The sequence below is a fragment of the Shewanella sp. JNE2 genome, assembly GCF_023159115.1.
In the GTDB taxonomy this organism is placed as follows: domain Bacteria; phylum Pseudomonadota; class Gammaproteobacteria; order Enterobacterales; family Shewanellaceae; genus Shewanella; species Shewanella putrefaciens.
This window is the reverse complement of record NZ_CP096169.1, coordinates 4177780-4201076: the sequence shown is the minus strand read 5'-3', so window position 1 is coordinate 4201076 and position 23297 is coordinate 4177780. Positions and strand designations below refer to the sequence as shown.

Genomic DNA, 23297 nt, shown 5'->3' with positions numbered 1-23297 from the left:
TGATGGCCTATATTTCTATAGGCCATCAAAACGATTTTATTTAAGGGATTATAGTGCCATTGTTATGATGATCATTAAGTGGTGTTACTCCCTGTGGTGTCTCTGGAGTGATAGGCTGAGTATCGATAATTAATGGACCATTACCATTGGTACCCAGTAGACCATTAATCACTCCGGCATCATTTGTTGCGCTATAAGTGGTGAATAAATTCACGCCATCAAGAATGATGTGCTGTTCATATACACCATCAAGATTGGCATCAATATCGATGACGGTAGAGCCAGTGCTGTCTAAGCTAAAGTTTAAGTAACTGTCCAAATTATTTGCCGATTCGCCTTGGAGTAAGTCACTCAGGTCTAACTTATCTTCTGTGACTTTAAAGTCCATAATGTGGTCAGTGCCAAACTCCGCATATCGCCAGACGAAGGTATCAGCGCCGCTATCACCACGAAGGACATCATCACCAAGGCCACCGATGAGAGTATCGTTGCCCTCTCCACCACGGAGTGCATCGTTGTGGCTACCACCATCAATATAATCATTACCTGTATGACCATAGAGAATGTCAGAGCCAGATTGACCATAAATTCGGTCATCACCGCTGCCACCATTTACAATATCCGCTTTATGCGAAGCGACATCATTAGCCAATAATAGGCCGTTACTATCAACCATTCTGTTAGCGCCAGTTAATTCACCTGTCATAATATGGTGATTTAGGAGCGTATTGACTGATAACTCAAGTGCATCATCTGAACCATATCCAGTCGAGCCTGTTCTACCCGCATAGATAACATCGTTGCCTTTGCCTGTTTCAATATGATCATTACCATCGCCGCCATTAACGAATTGAGCATCCGTAGTGCTATAGCTCTTATTGTTAGCTCCTGAAGCAACAACCTCTTTTTCGTTACTGTTTGTGATGATACCGCTTTGGCCACCACCAAAACTGACGTTCAATATTTTTTGATTTGGGTTATTAGCACTTTCTCCACCATCAACAATCATACTATCATTCAGGCTAGAACCTTGAGTGGTAATAAGGTTGGCGTCCGCAATATTAATACCATCGCTATTGACTGGATTAACGTTGATTTTCAAGGTTGCACTGGATACATCACCATCACTATCACGGATGGTATAAGTAAAGGTTTCTATTGCTCCTGTTGTAGGCAATTGGCTTGCATTTGCTGTAAGTTGGTATTTATAGGTTCCATCGGCGTTTAGTATCAGAGTGCCATATAAGCCAGTTATGGTTGACCCTACTTGCCCAGATGCACCGCCGGTATTGGTAAGATCGCCCTTAGCCACCCCAATAATAGTCAATGGACCATCAGCTCCGATTACATCATTTGTCAACACATTGCCGTCAGTGCTTGGTAAGGAATATCCATTACCAGCAACCATACGAACTACTAGTTCATAACTGGTCGCAGCATCTTCATTCGTGTAGATCGATGTGACAATGTTGGCATTAGTGTCTTTAAATCCAATAACCTGCATTGTGTACATTTGGCCTTCATAATTGAAGGTGACACTGGTTTGGCCTACGGTGACAATGTCACGAGAAGCTATAGGGTCGTTTGTATTAGGTGTTTCGTTATGGTTAAAGTTGAGAGTTAACGTTACAGGTGTGGTTACTCCATATGCATCTGTGACGTTAAAGGTCACTTGCATCGTGGCGGCAGTAATAGATGTACCTGATGTAATTGGATAATTGTAGTGGGTAAATGTACCCAAAACGATATCTTGGTTAAGTGACAATGCTCCATTAAGTCCTGCATCGTTGTCCCTAAAACCATAGCCAGATTGCTGTCCATTCCAACTAGATGGGTTTCCCCAACGAACTTGATCTAAGCCTGTATCGTTATCTGGACCATCATATCTCCTGACATTTGTACCGCCAGAGGGGTTCTGCCAATCAGCAACTACTCCAGAAAACTTAAATGAGTCGACAACAACATCGAGTTGCGCTGTATCATTTTTAGCGATATCAACATCATCGGCAACAGTAACCGTGACAGTTGACTGGGCTGTATTACCAGCACCATCAATAGCCACGACTTTAATGCCATTTATCGTAAGGCTATCCACATTAACGCTATGGGGTAAATTAGTCAGTAATTCGGCAGTAACCGTCACATCACCTTGTTCTCCCGCATTAATTCGATCCCAGTCTAAGGTTAAGCGAAGAGCTTCACGGCCAAACACGGTACCTATTAATTGGCCCGCAGTATTAACGGCCCAATGAATGTGCGCATTAATACCTGTGACGGAAATATTACTAAAATCACCAAATTGGAAGCTACCAATCGAGTTACTACCAGATTTAAAGCTAAGTGTTTGTACACTCATATCTGGAGCGCCAGCCTGCAAGTCTGCTTCATTAAGGCTTGCAATGGCGTTAGTAGTGAGCGCAACAGGTGCTATTGGCGTTGTATTTGGTGCCTCAAGATGGATGTTAAATCCGCCTGTATTAGTATCACCATCACTATCGGTAACCGTTACATCAAAATGTAAGTCGACATTTTGAGTGGAGCTCACAATGGTTTGTGCCGTAGTGCCAGTAAATTGGAAACTGGTACCTGCTAAGGCAGATAATTCAACATAGGCTATAGAACCTAAATTTTGAATAACTTGACCACTTGTTATATTTCCTTCACCGATTAAATTACCTTGCTCATCATAGGCTTTAAAATAGATGGACGTCGCGCCAGTAAAGTTAAAGCTTGCTGTTGCTGCATCTTCTAAATAATCAATGATGAGAATTTCTTTACCACTAACATGTGGGTTGTCCACTCCGAAGCCGTTGTTGGTACCATTGACGCGGCCTACACTGCCATTTTCAGCGCGTGCGGTTAATGTGAAAGCAATATCCTCACCAGCAGGAATTTTAGTTATATCATTGTAGATACCATAACCCGCTGGGGAATTATTAGTTGTAACATATACCGCGTTACCAATGCCGCCTTGGCCTCCAACTAAACCTGCAATTTGGATAGTTGAAAGTTGATCAATGCTTTGATTGATATCGAAAGTGTATTGGTCGCTATGCGGATCGGTTGTCAACGTGAAGATTAATGCTTGGTTCGCCGCGCCAGTATAGGCTGAGGGGGTAGCATTGGTATCCGTATATGCAATAAGCACATTGGGATGAGCAGGGTCTACGTAGTAAAATATGGTTAGCCCTTCCGAGGTTATACCTGAGTTAGCAAACGTAGTGGTTGTTCCATTCCACCCTGTGATATTCGCTGTCAGACTTATGCTGTAATCATCATTAAGATCATGATCATTACCATCGGCTCCTAAAATATTAAGAGCACCTATGATATTGGTAGCGCTAGAGCTATTTACGCCAGAGCCACTGACAGGATCGATAGAGATCAGATCATCATTAATGACGATGCTTAAATTACCGGTCAAAACGCTACCATCGGCGCCAATAGCTTCAATGACAATGCCATCGATCAGTGAATTTAGATTTGTGCCATCTAGAGCATTCATATGTTTGATATTATCAAGCAATTCAACATTCACAGTAATATTCGCAGTTGTACCTGCGGCAATCACTCCACCTGTTAAAGTGAGCTTGATGACATCAACCCCATCAATGGAACCTATTAGTGCTCCATTTGCGGCTATCGCCCAAACGATGCTCACTCCTGCTGCGAGATTTGTCGCAGCATTAATGGCTGACTCATTAAAGCGGAACTGTGTCAGTGCTTGGTTACCTGCGGTGAAACTAATTGTACTTGAGACAACATTAGGAATATTGTCACGAAGATCGCCTTCATTAACAATGATTTGGCGATTATCAGGCAGATAAACAGTTGCATTGTCAGAGCCGGAAGGAGAAGTATTTCCGGCAAAGTTTGTTTGGGTGGCGGTTACTGTAATGTTTTGGCCTGCCGCAGGTGTGCTTTCGGTCCAACTGATGACACCATTACTATAACTAAAACCTGTTGCTGGAGAACCATCTGCAAGTTGCAGTTCACCGTTGACCAGTTTGAGTTCGACATTGGTTGTTATACCACTGTTTGTAATAGTGAGATTGACATAGCCTCCAGCAGCAAAATCAGCAGCATCAATTTCGACTTGTATTTGAACGTCGTCATTTCCTACTTCAGTAGGACTTAAATACGAGTCATTATTAGTGTCATCGATAATGGTAACTTCTGGTGCAGAAGGTGGCGCTATGTATAACTGCGGAATAACCGAGAAAGAACCGTCGGTATAGTCACCATCACGATCTGTTGCTCTTACTGTGAAATCAATATTGCCATCAGAAGGTTGGAGCATTTCTTTGTATTGGAAAAACTCCCAAGTGCCTGTTCCAGGTGTAAATTCTAATCTAAATACTAATTCACCATTTTCATCTATACCAGTAAGCGTATTTGCATTTTGAGTAATGGTAATTGTGCTGCCTGATGCTGTAAGCAGATTGTTTTCTGTACTGCCAGTCAACGTTAATGAGCCTTTACCATCAGCCCCCCACTCTGGGGTGATTACTCCCGTAGCAAAAGCGATTGCTGGAGGGGTTGGTGAACCAGTAAATTCAATTGCCGTTATTGTAAAATCACTATTATCGTTGCTGTGAGGCCCTTGACCATTATCTAGCGCCTTGATAACCATGGTATCAAATCCGCCTTGTAAGACTTGGAAATTAGCAGCATAGTCACCACTATTAGCGTCAGAGCTAAATGTTTGAGTGGCAATAAGCTGACCATCACGCCAGAACTCAACTATTCCGACTTCTAGCTCGCCGCCAAACATATGGGAAAACTGAATATTTACACCATAGGCAACAGTTCCTGGATCCAGAGTGATGATGATTTCTTCTGATGCAGAACTTCCATCTGCAAATTTACGGAAATCTACTTCATTAGCAAGATTATGATAAGGCGCCCCTACACTGCTAACTCCTATCCCGTTACTACTTCCATAGATTGCGGCATCAATTAAGTTAGAGTTTGTTGAAGAGGTAAATCCTTTGGCTGTGATCGTAAAACCATCAAAATCAAGAAGATTGTTGCTGCCACTATAGCCAGTTAGAGAGAATAGACCGACTAAAGTATCAGGAATATCTATATTCGTTACTTCGACAGGACTAATAGATGCGATTTCAGGTGCGTCATCTTCAACCGTAACACTAAAGCTACCTGTAGAGGTGCCGCCATGATTATCATTAACAGTAATACCTATATCGAATGTAATAGTATCTTCCGATGTAGTGTCTGGATGATCAAGTGGTGCCTTTAAAGTCACATCATAGGTCCAATTGGAATCACCAGAAGTTGGAGCGGTTAGAACTACAGCCATTACTTCAACATAGGAAGATTCGCCAATAACACCTGTGTAGCCTACTAGTGTTTGTGTATCCGCATCCCAGAGCCAATTTACAGATTGTCCGCCTGACATTAATTCTGTTGGGCCAGAAAGTGAAACGGTTAAAGAGTCTCCATCAATATCACTAATATTTATTGTGCCGCTAGCAGAAACATTATCTGTAGTATCAGAATTACCAATAACATCAGCTATGCCGTTGGGTAGCCCTTCTTCAGATACCGTAGCATTTGATACGGAATTTATTACGGGACAGTCGTTGGTGCCGGTAATGGTGATGGTGACGGTGTGCTCAGTGCCATCGGCACTGAGCACCACAAAGGTTTCTACCTTGGTTTCGCCTTCGGCGAGGTATTGCACATCGGCGTTGTTAACGTTGTAGGTCCAGTTGCCATTGACATCAATGGTCAGACTGCCGAGGGCGCCGACGCTTGGGACGCCGCTGCCAGCTTGGAATACCGCTTGGCCGCTGTCCGCATCGGTGATGGTCAGGGTACCCGTGTCAGTTAACACTGGATCGCTGGCATCTTCGGTGACCGCGCCGCTGTCGTCACCGGCGATCACTGGCACATCGTTGGTGCCGGTAATGGTGATGGTGACGGTGTGCTCAGTGCCATCGGCACTGAGCACCACAAAGGTTTCTACCTTGGTTTCGCCTTCGGCGAGGTATTGCACATCGGCGTTGTTAACGTTGTAGGTCCAGTTGCCATTGACATCAATGGTCAGACTGCCGAGGGCGCCGACGCTTGGGACGCCGCTGCCAGCTTGGAATACCGCTTGGCCGCTGTCCGCATCGGTGATGGTCAGGGTGCCCGTGTCAGTTAACACTGGATCGCTGGCATCTTCGGTGACCGCGCCGCTGTCGTCACCGGCGATCACTGGCACATCGTTGGTGCCGGTAATGGTGATGGTGACGGTGTGTTCAGTGCCATCGGCACTGAGCACCACAAAGGTTTCTACCTTGGTTTCGCCTTCGGCGAGGTATTGCACATCGGCGTTGTTAACGTTGTAGGTCCAGTTGCCATTGACATCAATGGTCAGACTGCCGAGGGCGCCGACGCTTGGGACGCCGCTGCCAGCTTGGAATACTGCTTGGCCGCTGTCCGCATCGGTGATGGTCAGGGTACCCGTGTCAGTTAACACTGGATCGCTGGCATCTTCGGTGACCGCGCCGCTGTCGTCACCGGCGATCACTGGCACATCGTTGGTGCCGGTAATGGTGATGGTGACGGTGTGCTCAGTGCCATCGGCACTGAGCACCACAAAGGTTTCCACCTTGGTTTCGCCTTCGGCGAGGTATTGCACATCGGCGTTGTTAACGTTGTAGGTCCAGTTGCCATTGACATCAATGGTCAGACTGCCGAGGGCGCCGACGCTTGGGACGCCGCTGCCAGCTTGGAATACTGCTTGGCCGCTGTCCGCATCGGTGATGGTCAGGGTGCCCGTGTCAGTTAACACTGGATCGCTGGCATCTTCGGTGACCGCGCCGCTGTCGTCACCGGCGATCACTGGCACATCGTTGGTGCCGGTAATGGTGATGGTGACGGTGTGTTCAGTGCCATCGGCACTGAGCACCACAAAGGTTTCTACCTTGGTTTCGCCTTCGGCGAGGTATTGCACATCGGCGTTGTTAACGTTGTAGGTCCAGTTGCCATTGACATCAATGGTCAGACTGCCGAGGGCGCCGACGCTTGGGACGCCGCTGCCAGCTTGGAATACCGCTTGGCCGCTGTCCGCATCGGTGATGGTCAGGGTGCCCGTGTCAGTTAACACTGGATCGCTGGCATCTTCGGTGACCGCGCCGCTGTCGTCACCGGCGATCACTGGCACATCGTTGGTGCCGGTAATGGTGATGGTGACGGTGTGTTCAGTGCCATCGGCACTGAGCACCACAAAGGTTTCTACCTTGGTTTCGCCTTCGGCGAGGTATTGCACATCGGCGTTGTTAACGTTGTAGGTCCAGTTGCCATTGACATCAATGGTCAGACTGCCGAGGGCGCCGACGCTTGGGACGCCGCTGCCAGCTTGGAATACCGCTTGGCCGCTGTCCGCATCGGTGATGGTCAGGGTGCCCGTGTCAGTTAACACTGGATCGCTGGCATCTTCGGTGACCGCGCCGCTGTCGTCACCGGCGATCACTGGCACATCGTTGGTGCCGGTAATGGTGATGGTGACGGTGTGTTCAGTGCCATCGGCACTGAGCACCACAAAGGTTTCTACCTTGGTTTCGCCTTCGGCGAGGTATTGCACATCGGCGTTGTTAACGTTGTAGGTCCAGTTGCCATTGACATCAATGGTCAGACTGCCGAGGGCGCCGACACTTGGGACGCCGCTGCCAGCTTGGAATACCGCTTGGCCGCTGTCCGCATCGGTGATGGTCAGGGTACCCGTGTCAGTTAACACTGGATCGCTGGCATCTTCGGTGACCGCGCCGCTGTCGTCACCGGCGATCACTGGCACATCGTTGGTGCCGGTAATGGTGATGGTGACGGTGTGCTCAGTGCCATCGGCACTGAGCACCACAAAGGTTTCTACCTTGGTTTCGCCTTCGGCGAGGTATTGCACATCGGCGTTGTTAACGTTGTAGGTCCAGTTGCCATTGACATCAATGGTCAGACTGCCGAGGGCGCCGACGCTTGGGACGCCGCTGCCAGCTTGGAATACTGCTTGGCCGCTGTCCGCATCGGTGATGGTCAGGGTGCCCGTGTCAGTTAACACTGGATCGCTGGCATCTTCGGTGACCGCGCCGCTGTCGTCACCGGCGATCACTGGCACATCGTTGGTGCCGGTAATGGTGATGGTGACGGTGTGCTCAGTGCCATCGGCACTGAGCACCACAAAGGTTTCTACCTTGGTTTCGCCTTCGGCGAGGTATTGCACATCGGCGTTGTTAACGTTGTAGGTCCAGTTGCCATTGACATCAATGGTCAGACTGCCGAGGGCGCCGACGCTTGGGACGCCGCTGCCAGCTTGGAATACCGCTTGGCCGCTGTCCGCATCGGTGATGGTCAGGGTGCCCGTGTCAGTTAACACTGGATCGCTGGCATCTTCGGTGACCGCGCCGCTGTCGTCACCGGCGATCACTGGCACATCGTTGGTGCCGGTAATGGTGATGGTGACGGTGTGTTCAGTGCCATCGGCACTGAGCACCACAAAGGTTTCTACCTTGGTTTCGCCTTCGGCGAGGTATTGCACATCGGCGTTGTTAACGTTGTAGGTCCAGTTGCCATTGACATCAATGGTCAGACTGCCGAGGGCGCCGACGCTTGGGACGCCGCTGCCAGCTTGGAATACCGCTTGGCCGCTGTCCGCATCGGTGATGGTCAGGGTGCCCGTGTCAGTTAACACTGGATCGCTGGCATCTTCGGTGACCGCGCCGCTGTCGTCACCGGCGATCACTGGCACATCGTTGGTGCCGGTAATGGTGATGGTGACGGTGTGCTCAGTGCCATCGGCACTGAGCACCACAAAGGTTTCTACCTTGGTTTCGCCTTCGGCGAGGTATTGCACATCGGCGTTGTTAACGTTGTAGGTCCAGTTGCCATTGACATCAATGGTCAGACTGCCGAGGGCGCCGACGCTTGGGACGCCGCTGCCAGCTTGGAATACTGCTTGGCCGCTGTCCGCATCGGTGATGGTCAGGGTACCCGTGTCAGTTAACACTGGATCGCTGGCATCTTCGGTGACCGCGCCGCTGTCGTCACCGGCGATCACTGGCACATCGTTGGTGCCGGTAATGGTGATGGTGACGGTGTGCTCAGTGCCATCGGCACTGAGCACCACAAAGGTTTCCACCTTGGTTTCGCCTTCGGCGAGGTATTGCACATCGGCGTTGTTAACGTTGTAGGTCCAGTTGCCATTGACATCAATGGTCAGACTGCCGAGGGCGCCGACACTTGGGACGCCGCTGCCAGCTTGGAATACTGCTTGGCCGCTGTCCGCATCGGTGATGGTCAGGGTGCCCGTGTCAGTTAACACTGGATCGCTGGCATCTTCGGTGACCGCGCCGCTGTCGTCACCGGCGATCACTGGCACATCGTTGGTGCCGGTAATGGTGATGGTGACGGTGTGCTCAGTGCCATCGGCACTGAGCACCACAAAGGTTTCTACCTTGGTTTCGCCTTCGGCGAGGTATTGCACATCGGCGTTGTTAACGTTGTAGGTCCAGTTGCCATTGACATCAATGGTCAGACTGCCGAGGGCGCCGACGCTTGGGACGCCGCTGCCAGCTTGGAATACTGCTTGGCCGCTGTCCGCATCGGTGATGGTCAGGGTACCCGTGTCAGTTAACACTGGATCGCTGGCATCTTCGGTGACCGCGCCGCTGTCGTCACCGGCGATCACTGGCACATCGTTGGTGCCGGTAATGGTGATGGTGACGGTGTGCTCAGTGCCATCGGCACTGAGCACCACAAAGGTTTCCACCTTGGTTTCGCCTTCGGCGAGGTATTGCACATCGGCGTTGTTAACGTTGTAGGTCCAGTTGCCATTGACATCAATGGTCAGACTGCCGAGGGCGCCGACACTTGGGACGCCGCTGCCAGCTTGGAATACTGCTTGGCCGCTGTCCGCATCGGTGATGGTCAGGGTGCCCGTGTCAGTTAACACTGGATCGCTGGCATCTTCGGTGACCGCGCCGCTGTCGTCACCGGCGATCACTGGCACATCGTTGGTGCCGGTAATGGTGATGGTGACGGTGTGCTCAGTGCCATCGGCACTGAGCACCACAAAGGTTTCTACCTTGGTTTCGCCTTCGGCGAGGTATTGCACATCGGCGTTGTTAACGTTGTAGGTCCAGTTGCCATTGACATCAATGGTCAGACTGCCGAGGGCGCCGACGCTTGGGACGCCGCTGCCAGCTTGGAATACTGCTTGGCCGCTGTCCGCATCGGTGATGGTCAGGGTGCCCGTGTCAGTTAACACTGGATCGCTGGCATCTTCGGTGACCGCGCCGCTGTCGTCACCGGCGATCACTGGCACATCGTTGGTGCCGGTAATGGTGATGGTGACGGTGTGCTCAGTGCCATCGGCACTGAGCACCACAAAGGTTTCTACCTTGGTTTCGCCTTCGGCGAGGTATTGCACATCGGCGTTGTTAACGTTGTAGGTCCAGTTGCCATTGACATCAATGGTCAGACTGCCGAGGGCGCCGACGCTTGGGACGCCGCTGCCAGCTTGGAATACCGCTTGGCCGCTGTCCGCATCGGTGATGGTCAGGGTGCCCGTGTCAGTTAACACTGGATCGCTGGCATCTTCGGTGACCGCGCCGCTGTCGTCACCGGCGATCACTGGCACATCGTTGGTGCCGGTAATGGTGATGGTGACGGTGTGTTCAGTGCCATCGGCACTGAGCACCACAAAGGTTTCTACCTTGGTTTCGCCTTCGGCGAGGTATTGCACATCGGCGTTGTTAACGTTGTAGGTCCAGTTGCCATTGACATCAATGGTCAGACTGCCGAGGGCGCCGACGCTTGGGACGCCGCTGCCAGCTTGGAATACTGCTTGGCCGCTGTCCGCATCGGTGATGGTCAGGGTGCCCGTGTCAGTTAACACTGGATCGCTGGCATCTTCGGTGACCGCGCCGCTGTCGTCACCGGCGATCACTGGCACATCGTTGGTGCCGGTAATGGTGATGGTGACGGTGTGCTCAGTGCCATCGGCACTGAGCACCACAAAGGTTTCTACCTTGGTTTCGCCTTCGGCGAGGTATTGCACATCGGCGTTGTTAACGTTGTAGGTCCAGTTGCCATTGACATCAATGGTCAGACTGCCGAGGGCGCCGACGCTTGGGACGCCGCTGCCAGCTTGGAATACCGCTTGGCCGCTGTCCGCATCGGTGATGGTCAGGGTGCCCGTGTCAGTTAACACTGGATCGCTGGCATCTTCGGTGACCGCGCCGCTGTCGTCACCGGCGATCACTGGCACATCGTTGGTGCCGGTAATGGTGATGGTGACGGTGTGTTCAGTGCCATCGGCACTGAGCACCACAAAGGTTTCTACCTTGGTTTCGCCTTCGGCGAGGTATTGCACATCGGCGTTGTTAACGTTGTAGGTCCAGTTGCCATTGACATCAATGGTCAGACTGCCGAGGGCGCCGACGCTTGGGACGCCGCTGCCAGCTTGGAATACCGCTTGGCCGCTGTCCGCATCGGTGATGGTCAGGGTGCCCGTGTCAGTTAACACTGGATCGCTGGCATCTTCGGTGACCGCGCCGCTGTCGTCACCGGCGATCACTGGCACATCGTTGGTGCCGGTAATGGTGATGGTGACGGTGTGTTCAGTGCCATCGGCACTGAGCACCACAAAGGTTTCTACCTTGGTTTCGCCTTCGGCGAGGTATTGCACATCGGCGTTGTTAACGTTGTAGGTCCAGTTGCCATTGACATCAATGGTCAGACTGCCGAGGGCGCCGACGCTTGGGACGCCGCTGCCAGCTTGGAATACTGCTTGGCCGCTGTCCGCATCGGTGATGGTCAGGGTGCCCGTGTCAGTTAACACTGGATCGCTGGCATCTTCGGTGACCGCGCCGCTGTCGTCACCGGCGATCACTGGCACATCGTTGGTGCCGGTAATGGTGATGGTGACGGTGTGTTCAGTGCCATCGGCACTGAGCACCACAAAGGTTTCTACCTTGGTTTCGCCTTCGGCGAGGTATTGCACATCGGCGTTGTTAACGTTGTAGGTCCAGTTGCCATTGACATCAATGGTCAGACTGCCGAGGGCGCCGACGCTTGGGACGCCGCTGCCAGCTTGGAATACCGCTTGGCCGCTGTCCGCATCGGTGATGGTCAGGGTGCCCGTGTCAGTTAACACTGGATCGCTGGCATCTTCGGTGACCGCGCCGCTGTCGTCACCGGCGATCACTGGCACATCGTTGGTGCCGGTAATGGTGATGGTGACGGTGTGCTCAGTGCCATCGGCACTGAGCACCACAAAGGTTTCTACCTTGGTTTCGCCTTCGGCGAGGTATTGCACATCGGCGTTGTTAACGTTGTAGGTCCAGTTGCCATTGACATCAATGGTCAGACTGCCGAGGGCGCCGACGCTTGGGACGCCGCTGCCAGCTTGGAATACTGCTTGGCCGCTGTCCGCATCGGTGATGGTCAGGGTACCCGTGTCAGTTAACACTGGATCGCTGGCATCTTCGGTGACCGCGCCGCTGTCGTCACCGGCGATCACTGGCACATCGTTGGTGCCGGTAATGGTGATGGTGACGGTGTGCTCAGTGCCATCGGCACTGAGCACCACAAAGGTTTCCACCTTGGTTTCGCCTTCGGCGAGGTATTGCACATCGGCGTTGTTAACGTTGTAGGTCCAGTTGCCATTGACATCAATGGTCAGACTGCCGAGGGCGCCGACACTTGGGACGCCGCTGCCAGCTTGGAATACTGCTTGGCCGCTGTCCGCATCGGTGATGGTCAGGGTGCCCGTGTCAGTTAACACTGGATCGCTGGCATCTTCGGTGACCGCGCCGCTGTCGTCACCGGCGATCACTGGCACATCGTTGGTGCCGGTAATGGTGATGGTGACGGTGTGTTCAGTGCCATCGGCACTGAGCACCACAAAGGTTTCTACCTTGGTTTCGCCTTCGGCGAGGTATTGCACATCGGCGTTGTTAACGTTGTAGGTCCAGTTGCCATTGACATCAATGGTCAGACTGCCGAGGGCGCCGACGCTTGGGACGCCGCTGCCAGCTTGGAATACTGCTTGGCCGCTGTCCGCATCGGTGATGGTCAGGGTGCCCGTGTCAGTTAACACTGGATCGCTGGCATCTTCGGTGACCGCGCCGCTGTCGTCACCGGCGATCACTGGCACATCGTTGGTGCCGGTAATGGTGATGGTGACGGTGTGTTCAGTGCCATCGGCACTGAGCACCACAAAGGTTTCTACCTTGGTTTCGCCTTCGGCGAGGTATTGCACATCGGCGTTGTTAACGTTGTAGGTCCAGTTGCCATTGACATCAATGGTCAGACTGCCGAGGGCGCCGACGCTTGGGACGCCGCTGCCAGCTTGGAATACCGCTTGGCCGCTGTCCGCATCGGTGATGGTCAGGGTGCCCGTGTCAGTTAACACTGGATCGCTGGCATCTTCGGTGACCGCGCCGCTGTCGTCACCGGCGATCACTGGCACATCGTTGGTGCCGGTAATGGTGATGGTGACGGTGTGTTCAGTGCCATCGGCACTGAGCACCACAAAGGTTTCTACCTTGGTTTCGCCTTCGGCGAGGTATTGCACATCGGCGTTGTTAACGTTGTAGGTCCAGTTGCCATTGACATCAATGGTCAGACTGCCGAGGGCGCCGACGCTTGGGACGCCGCTGCCAGCTTGGAATACCGCTTGGCCGCTGTCCGCATCGGTGATGGTCAGGGTGCCCGTGTCAGTTAACACTGGATCGCTGGCATCTTCGGTGACCGCGCCGCTGTCGTCACCGGCGATCACTGGCACATCGTTGGTGCCGGTAATGGTGATGGTGACGGTGTGTTCAGTGCCATCGGCACTGAGCACCACAAAGGTTTCTACCTTGGTTTCGCCTTCGGCGAGGTATTGCACATCGGCGTTGTTAACGTTGTAGGTCCAGTTGCCATTGACATCAATGGTCAGACTGCCGAGGGCGCCGACGCTTGGGACGCCGCTGCCAGCTTGGAATACTGCTTGGCCGCTGTCCGCATCGGTGATGGTCAGGGTGCCCGTGTCAGTTAACACTGGATCGCTGGCATCTTCGGTGACCGCGCCGCTGTCGTCACCGGCGATCACTGGCACATCGTTGGTGCCGGTAATGGTGATGGTGACGGTGTGTTCAGTGCCATCGGCACTGAGCACCACAAAGGTTTCTACCTTGGTTTCGCCTTCGGCGAGGTATTGCACATCGGCGTTGTTAACGTTGTAGGTCCAGTTGCCATTGACATCAATGGTCAGACTGCCGAGGGCGCCGACGCTTGGGACGCCGCTGCCAGCTTGGAATACCGCTTGGCCGCTGTCCGCATCGGTGATGGTCAGGGTGCCCGTGTCAGTTAACACTGGATCGCTGGCATCTTCGGTGACCGCGCCGCTGTCGTCACCGGCGATCACTGGCACATCGTTGGTGCCGGTAATGGTGATGGTGACGGTGTGCTCAGTGCCATCGGCACTGAGCACCACAAAGGTTTCTACCTTGGTTTCGCCTTCGGCGAGGTATTGCACATCGGCGTTGTTAACGTTGTAGGTCCAGTTGCCATTGACATCAATGGTCAGACTGCCGAGGGCGCCGACGCTTGGGACGCCGCTGCCAGCTTGGAATACTGCTTGGCCGCTGTCCGCATCGGTGATGGTCAGGGTACCCGTGTCAGTTAACACTGGATCGCTGGCATCTTCGGTGACCGCGCCGCTGTCGTCACCGGCGATCACTGGCACATCGTTGGTGCCGGTAATGGTGATGGTGACGGTGTGCTCAGTGCCATCGGCACTGAGCACCACAAAGGTTTCCACCTTGGTTTCGCCTTCGGCGAGGTATTGCACATCGGCGTTGTTAACGTTGTAGGTCCAGTTGCCATTGACATCAATGGTCAGACTGCCGAGGGCGCCGACACTTGGGACGCCGCTGCCAGCTTGGAATACTGCTTGGCCGCTGTCCGCATCGGTGATGGTCAGGGTGCCCGTGTCAGTTAACACTGGATCGCTGGCATCTTCGGTGACCGCGCCGCTGTCGTCACCGGCGATCACTGGCACATCGTTGGTGCCGGTAATGGTGATGGTGACGGTGTGTTCAGTGCCATCGGCACTGAGCACCACAAAGGTTTCTACCTTGGTTTCGCCTTCGGCGAGGTATTGCACATCGGCGTTGTTAACGTTGTAGGTCCAGTTGCCATTGACATCAATGGTCAGACTGCCGAGGGCGCCGACGCTTGGGACGCCGCTGCCAGCTTGGAATACTGCTTGGCCGCTGTCCGCATCGGTGATGGTCAGGGTGCCCGTGTCAGTTAACACTGGATCGCTGGCATCTTCGGTGACCGCGCCGCTGTCGTCACCGGCGATCACTGGCACATCGTCAACAGGAGTGACATTTAGAGTCAGTGTTGCACTTGCGCCTGTATTGGTGGTGTAGGTAATAACTGGAACTTGGCCATTCCAGTTTTCACTGGGTGTAAAAGTATAAGAGCCATCAGCGTTGATAATTAATACACCGCTTTCAAGAGTCACTTCAGTTCCTGCGGCATAACTTGTGCCTCCAACCTCAAAGCTGGCTACCGTTAATTCCGAATCTGCATCGCTGTCATTGTCGAGTACATTGCCTGTGGCAATTGTATCTTCATCAATAGTATTAGTGTCATTCGCGAGTATGGATGGCGAGTCAGTGGCAATGGTTTGGCTTAACTCATTGGGTGCGATGGTTGTTGGCGCTTGACCTGTTGTTGAGTAGCCTGAGGACGCAAGGGTTTCACTGCCGCTACGGGCTAATGTTACATAACCTGAGTTACCATCACTACCAGGGGTATTACCTGCTGCGGTTTCTGGCAGGCTTTGAGTTGGATCTTCTCCAGAAGCGATGAGATCTTGTAGTGCTTGGATTTCATCTAGCGTCGCTTCACTGGCGGTACTTGGCGGTGTCGCTGTAGCGGTATTCGGTACGTCTTCGTTCGATAATTTAGTGCCATCATCGAAGGTGATTTCATATGTTGCATTTTCGCCAATATGGAGGACTGCACCTTTCGGGAGTTGCTCGCCATCCTTAGCGGGTTGATTTGTACCATCAACTTCGATATTGATTTGCCCTTTAACTAATTTTAGCAAACCTTTTTTTGATGTAATGACCGATCCCATAATTAGCTCCCAACACCCAAGTGTTAATCCAAACAAAGGTCCACAAATCCAACAAATGTATGGAAGTGTGATACAAGTGGTGGAATTTTAGCTAATGAGCGAATGGAAGTCAATTTTTTGACGCGCCTCTATCGCTTGGTATTAAGGATTTTTCTTGCGCATTACCTGTAAAATTGACGCTGGTTTTGTATAAAACTAGATGTTGTATGTTTATTTGTAAAAACAACTGCATTTAGTGTGTTTGTTTTATAAATGTAAGCTTTTCTATAGCGAATAGATCTTTAACTGAGGATTAAATTTTTATGAATGCAAAATACTTGAGGCTTTAACTACGGATATGAGGAAGGATAAGGAGCTAGGGAACGCCATAATTTGGGTATTATGGCGTTATCGATGTCGTTATTGGTATTACAGGTTGGCAGCTTGACGATAGCTTTGGTTGGCGTAACCCTGTTCACCTAATTGCTCTTGAATGCGTGCAAGTGCTAACCAAGCATCTTTCGTTGGCTCAAGTCGACAGACGTTTTGCCAGCAGGTTTTCGCTTCTTTCATTTCGCGCGTTTGCTGATACAGCTTGGCTAAGCAAATTTGATAATCAGCATTATTCTCGTGGGTCACTTCGTATTTTAGGAGTTGTTTACGGATATCCATATCTTGGGCAGTGGTTATATCAGGTATTACCTTCAATAGTGCCGTGTCTGGTGCTGAGCGGAGTTTTTTCAGCAACAACTTCATCGCTTCATCTTTACGATTTAAGCGGCATAGGGCAATCGCGTAGATAGCGAGGTATTCAGACTGATTTCGCTCACTGCGTGATAACCACTGCCAGCATTCTTCTAATGCTGCTTCACTTTTTGTCGCCGCTGCTTTAAGTAAAGCGCAATGGGTAACTATATTGAGTTCATTAAACTTTTCATCATCAATGAGTTGACGTTTCTTCAATATAGGCAATAACAGCTTTAACGCATCCCAATCTTGTTGTGCTTGATAGAGATCAAGGGCCAGCTTTAGTACTGGTGCTTTGCTCTTGCTCGTGGGCGATAACTTATCGAGCTCAACGCGTGCTAAAGCTAATTCCCCTTGCTTTAATAAATAACGGGCACGAGTGGTTGTTACCGCATTGGCGGCTAGAGGTTGTGATGCTGCGCGGTCAAGATATTGATCACGCTCAGCTATTTTTTGTTGGTACTGAGCAGCCCTTGCCGCGGCAAGTAAATTTAGTGCGGGGAGCTCGCCGTTGTCAGCGCCTTTTATCATAGCGCGTTCAGCCGCTGGCCAATCTTCTTCTGCAAGTGCAAGCGCGCCCATTAATGTATGTTTTTTTGCGGATCGGCGGCGCCAATGGTAGGGGATAAAACGGCTACGTAGGATTAGATTAATAGCGGTAATCACCAACCATTCAAGTACTTGGAATACAGCATAAAATACAATTAAGGCGATAACCCCAAAGACCAAGCTGGTTTCAATTTGGTAATCACCGGCCGTAATGTATACATAACCTGTATTTCCAACTAGCCAAGGGCTAATACAGAGTCCTATTAGTACAATCCCTAGTAAAATTAATATCTTTATCATAGTGATGTATCCTCTAATGAGGTGAGTTCACCATAACTTGTGAGTTGTAATAGTAGAGGTTTAGCTGTAAAGGATTTCAGGGTGATAGGATCGAGTTCCAATGTGGCTAATTTATCGATTTCGGCAATGGCTTCGACAGTTTTATGATCTTGGGGATCAAAGTAAGTTTGGATCCACTTGCGTGCCATCATTAATGATTGATGATATGCCGCTCTATCATAGCGATATAAAGCAAGTTGGCATTGCAGCAATTTATGACGGATATTTTCAACCAGATACCACTGCTGATCTGGCGCTAATAGCGCTGGAGCGTTGGCTGTTCTGTGACGAATAGTAATAAAATCTTGGGTTAAGGCTTTCCATGTCTTACTTAGATTTGTTTGCCAATCACTCAGATTGTCAGTGATAGCAGTATCTTCAGTGGGATTTACTTCTGCATCGTGGCGATTTAGTGATAGCTTGCTCAGTTGCTCAATTAAGGCATCAAGCGCTAATACATTCCCTTCAATATCTGTCACTTTTATGCTGGCCGTTGCGGCGATATCTTTGGCGAGTGCTTTGCGGATTGGCAGCAGTGCAGGGTTGTTCATCGCAGCAATGGTTTCATCCGCGGATTTTAACAAGTCGGTAGCAGTACGAGGATCTTTCTCTAACCAGAGTTTACGTCCTGCCATATTGACGAGGTATTCTGCCTCTGACGCCATCCAATGTGTGGGACTACGTTCGGCAAGTTTATTCACTCTATCTTGGAGCTGGCTTTGGTTTTCAACGAGTTTTGATAATTCTTGATAGGTTTTTGCGTCGTTAAGTTGTTGCTGTTCTAGTTGTTCTATTCGTTGATTAGGCTGTAATAGCGCCTGTGCTAATTGGCTTTGCAGGGCATTGTTTTTTTCATCTTGTGCCAACTGTTGCTGCTGAATTTGTTGCTGGAGTTGCTGATACAGCACATAGCCACCGCCTATGGCACCAAGGGTTAATCCTAAAGCGAATAAAATACTAAAGCGAATTGCCCAAGAACTCTTGGTTAACGCAGGAGTGTTAATGGTTGTGTTTGTGGGTTTTACTGCGTCGGCTTTCGCTTGAGTTTCAGAGGATGACGTTGGCGGTAACGATGTTTCATCGGTTGTGACCGATGGTGCAATAATAGAGGTAGCCTCGGATTCTGGGCTCTTTGCGTCGTGCTTGTTGTTATCCATTTAACAGTCCTTGAAAACATGCTACTGCCGACATTCGAGTAAAATCGGGCTAAATAGCGCTTAAAGTTTAAGGGCGTTTAGCACGGCTTTGCTGTTGGCGGCACAGGCATTGGTGACGTGGTTTATACCAAAGGCGTGAGCTTGAGCTTCTACTCGGTTACTTGGGACTATGATATGACATGAGCGCAGCCATGCAAATAACTCTTTTGGCACTAGTTTAATCAGGTTATTGAGAACTTCGCCACTGGTGACCACAATGGTATCAATACCAAAGTGTTGCCATTGTTGTGTAATAGCATATCCGTCTAACGGTGGACACACTCGTTGATATACTTCCCAATAGCGTACATTTGCGCCACGGCTGGTTAATTGCTCAGCGAGAGCTTCGCGACCACCAACACCACGTATAATCGTTACTTTTTTAGCTGGAATATGTTGTAGAGAAGCAAGGGTAAGTAAGCCTTCCGTTTGTTGGCAATCATCTGGGGCTTCAACTGCGCAAATGCCTAACTGATCTAATGCCTCCCATGTTGCATGGCCCACAGCAAAATATTGAACTTTAGGCCATGTTGCTATTTGTGTATTAATTTTGTTTAAGGCTTTATTCGCAAAAATAACAGCGTTAGCACTGATGCAGATAATAATATCTGTTCCTGCCAATGGATGCGGGTCAGCCGTTGTGATGTCGTTAGTTGGTTCAACACCCAATAATGGCGTGACATAGTGGGCAATGCCTCGTGTATTCAAGGCATCGACCATGGACTGATTGCGCCCTTCAGGACGCGTCAGTAACACTTTCATTGACTTAGGCTTTAGCGTAAACGGCGTCAAGGATACTTTTTGCGCCTTTGCTTAAGAGTTCTTCGGCAAGAGCCACACCTAATTGTGTCGCTTCGGTTTTTGGACCTGTGATGATGCCTTCGATAATTTCGCTGCCGTCAGGATTGCCGACTAGACCGCGTAAGGTCATCTCATCGCCATTAATTTCAGCAAATGCACCAATAGGCACTTGGCATCCACCTTCTAAGCGAGTGTTCATGGCTCGCTCAGCGATAACACGGTAGCGGGTTTCTAAATGCTCTAATGGTGCTAGAAGTGCTTTAACTCGCTCATCGTTGGTTCTGCATTCAATGCCCACAGCGCCTTGACCGTTAGCCGGTAAGGACTGTTCGGCAGAAATAAAGCTGGCAATGCGTCCTGATAATTTAAGGCGAATTAAACCAGCAGCAGCAAGAATGATGGCATCGTATTCACCGTTATCCAGCTTAGCAAGGCGAGTACCGACGTTGCCGCGTAAATCTTTAATAATCAGATCAGGGCGTGATGCGCGCAGTTGGCATTGACGGCGCAAGCTTGAAGTACCAACGGTTGCACCAAGTGGTAATTCGCTGATCGTTTTATAGATATTTGATACAAATGCATCACGGGGATCTTCACGTTCGCAAATGACCTCAAGTCCGAGTCCTTCAGGAAAATCTACTGGCACGTCTTTCATTGAGTGCACAGCAATATCCGCTTGGTCTTCTAGTATCGCCACTTCAAGTTCTTTGACGAACAGACCTTTACCACCTACTTTTGCTAATGGCGTATCTAATATCACGTCGCCCTTGGTGCTCATTGGTAGCAATTCCACCACAATACTTGGGTGAATGCGTTCTAATTCGGCTTTAACAAATTCAGCTTGCCACATGGCTAGCGGACTCTTGCGGGTTGCGATACGTATGCGGTTTTCAGACATGCCTAGTTTCCAGTCAAAGATCTTAGTTGCGCCAATGCTAACATTGGCAATACGTTAATGTAAGGAAGCCGTATCGATTCTTTGAAGTCGGCAGCGTTCTAAATTGCACAAAAATGTGATGCAGATCTCATTTGGTTGCTCATGTTGTCAAAAGTGTTAACATAAGCACACTTCCCATAAGTGTTAGGTGTTTTGTTTTAGGATGGATCAGCAAGACCTATTTCCTGATATTGCAGAAAGACTTAATGAAGTGCGTATTGCGCGTGCTTTAGCTTTGCTATCTCCTTTGCAAAAACACTTATTCCATTTGATCCCTTTCTTAATCAACCAGAACAGCGTTCAGTATCCCGGCTATCACCATCCCAATACTCCCAGTGGTATTAGTGATTATAAAGAGGGGAAAAATGCGTCACTGGCATGTGATGTATTTAAGCTTCCCTTTATACCTCAAGAGATGGATACCTATGCTTTTGAAGGTGTTTATGCAATGGGCAGCACTGCAAGCTTTGGCCAAAATGCTAAGAGTGATGTTGATGTTTGGTTAGTTCATCATCCGCAGTTGTGCGATGAAGATTTGGCATTAATTCGTACCAAAGCGAATAGATTAACGGCATGGTTTGCAGATTATCATTTTGAAGTTAATTTTTACTTAGTGCATCCGCAGCAATTCAGTGGCGGCCAAAAAGGGCGTTCAGCATGTCAAGCATCTATGGCGCACGAGCACAGTGGTAGTACCCAACATTGGTTATTACTAGAAGAGTTTTATCGAAGTCAAATTCGCTTGGCGGGTAAAACCATTGCTTGGTGGCCAAATGCTAAGTTAAATCCTGACTTATTATACCTTGGTGATGTCCATGAGTTACCCGCGAGTGAGTATTTTGGTGCCTCCTTATGGCAACTCTACAAAGGCTTAAATAAGCCGCATAAAGCTTTGATAAAGGTTCTTCTGCTAGAAGCTTACGCTAGCGAATATCCTCATTCACATTTGCTGTGTGATCGTTTATGGCAGAAAACGCTTGAGGGAGATTTTTCAGCATCAAACGATGCGTATTACGCTATATATGAAGCGATTGAAATCTATTTATTGAAGCAAAATGATACACGACGACTTGAGATTGTTCGTCGCTGTTTTTACTTAAAATGTGGTGTGTATTTGAGTCGTGCCAAGCAAGGAAAAGATTGGCGCTACCCTAAAATGCAGCAACTGGTTCAGGATTGGCAATGGCCAGAGAGTTTAATCAATACACTCGACGATTGTGAGCATTGGCACAGTGGCCAGCTCAATTGGTTTAATGAACAACTCAATGAATTACTATTGGCGAGCTATCAAACGTTACTGCGATTTGCATCTACCCATGAGTTGAATGAAGGCTTACGGATAGAAGAGTTAGGGATGTTGACCCGTAAATTGCACACCTATTTTACCCAAGATGAAGATCAAATCGCGAAGCTGAATTTATTATGGAGTAGCTCGGTTGCCGAATCTGAAGTGACTATGGTCTCCAGTTCTCGCGAAAGCCAATATTATCTTTATCGGCAAGGTCCTCAGCCGAAGAATCTATTGGGTGAATCTGCAATTTGCAAAGGTAAAACACCATCAGCATTAATGATTTGGGCCTGTTTAAATGGGGTGTCAACGCCTGATACAAAATGGTATGAATTTGGGCAGAGTAAGCTTAAGTCTAAGCGGCTTACCGATGCGGCAAAGCGTTTACTGCATTTTATCGATCATGACTGGCGGGTGTCTAAACGGGACTTATGTCAGCCGTGGCATTTCCGTAAACTCATTTTTGTGCTCAATTTAGACTGCGATCCCACCATTAACTGGCGTGGGCAAGAAATGATGGTTGATTTTATGAATGCCAACGTGTTCTCTCTCGGGCGTAAAAAAGAGAATATGCTCGGCGCCTTAGATGTGATTTGTCTTAACAGTTGGGGGGAATGGCAATGTCATCGTTTTGAAGGTGATACCGCAGTACTGCAGGCATTGGCGTTTGTCACGCCAGGGTTAAGGCGAGCAAGTTTACCTGTTGATATGGATGTGATCAGTTGCTCCCAAAAATTACGGCCACAACTTAAGCTCGCGGTGAAGAATTTACTCAAGCAAACAGCGCGACTATGCCAGCAGGCACAGCAATCCAGCATACTCGTACAACCCCTGCAAATAAGCCATATTCGCTATGGTATTTTTTTTAATCCATTGGGTATGGCCTATGAAGATTTGAGTGATGCTAAATCTTTTTATCAGCAACTTTCTCGTAGTCATCTAGTTCGATTGCCACGCCCAGCATTGGGAGATGATCCGTTTTCTAGTATGCCCAATATTATTCAAAACTTTGCGGCTAAGGGGGCGATTCAGTATTTCTTACGTCAAAGGGGTGAAAATTTGGATGTATTTATTCTCGATGAAGAAAACCAACTCAGTCATTATGTTCAACATGGCTCTAATATGAGTGAGCTTGTCAATAAAGTGAGTCACCACTATGTGTTTGATGAGCATTATGCGGCGCGGGCGAGATTTAATATTCCGCAGTTTTTTCATTTGGTTAGAGTTGCAGGTGACCTGACAGTCGCCCCATTTGGAATTGATGTTACCGACCAAGATGCTGAGTTTTAATCGTACTAATTTGCACCATGGGAGCCTAAG

At 49.8% G+C, this 23297-nt stretch carries 6 protein-coding genes; 1 reads left to right on the top strand and 5 read right to left on the bottom strand.

Annotation, left to right across the window (positions count from 1 at the left end; all coding sequences use genetic code 11):
* Positions 1-40: 40 nt before the first annotated feature.
* From MZ182_RS18650 to hemC, 5 genes are all read right to left on the bottom strand, one after another.
* Positions 41-16141: a VCBS domain-containing protein gene (locus MZ182_RS18650; protein WP_248114733.1), complete on the bottom strand. Its 16101-nt coding sequence runs from the start codon at positions 16139-16141 to the stop codon at positions 41-43.
* A gap of 408 nt (positions 16142-16549) precedes the next feature.
* Positions 16550-17716, bottom strand: a complete 1167-nt coding sequence (locus MZ182_RS18645; protein WP_248068876.1) for a heme biosynthesis HemY N-terminal domain-containing protein — start codon at positions 17714-17716, stop codon at positions 16550-16552.
* Complete coding sequence (locus MZ182_RS18640) at positions 17713-18912, bottom strand: uroporphyrinogen-III C-methyltransferase (RefSeq protein ID WP_014611458.1); 1200 nt, start codon at positions 18910-18912, stop codon at positions 17713-17715. The genes MZ182_RS18645 and MZ182_RS18640 overlap by 4 nt, the downstream gene beginning before the upstream one ends.
* A 60-nt stretch (positions 18913-18972) precedes the next feature.
* Positions 18973-19713 (bottom strand): uroporphyrinogen-III synthase, encoded by a 741-nt coding sequence (locus tag MZ182_RS18635; protein ID WP_248068873.1) that lies wholly within the window; start codon positions 19711-19713, stop codon positions 18973-18975.
* Between the two features lie 4 nt (positions 19714-19717).
* Complete coding sequence (hemC, locus tag MZ182_RS18630) at positions 19718-20650, bottom strand: hydroxymethylbilane synthase (protein WP_248068835.1); 933 nt, start codon at positions 20648-20650, stop codon at positions 19718-19720.
* 202 nt (positions 20651-20852) lie between these two features.
* On the opposite strand from hemC, the gene MZ182_RS18625 reads away from it, so the two are divergent.
* Complete coding sequence (locus MZ182_RS18625) at positions 20853-23267, top strand: class I adenylate cyclase (RefSeq protein WP_248068831.1); 2415 nt, start codon at positions 20853-20855, stop codon at positions 23265-23267.
* The last annotated feature ends 30 nt before the right edge of the window (positions 23268-23297 follow it).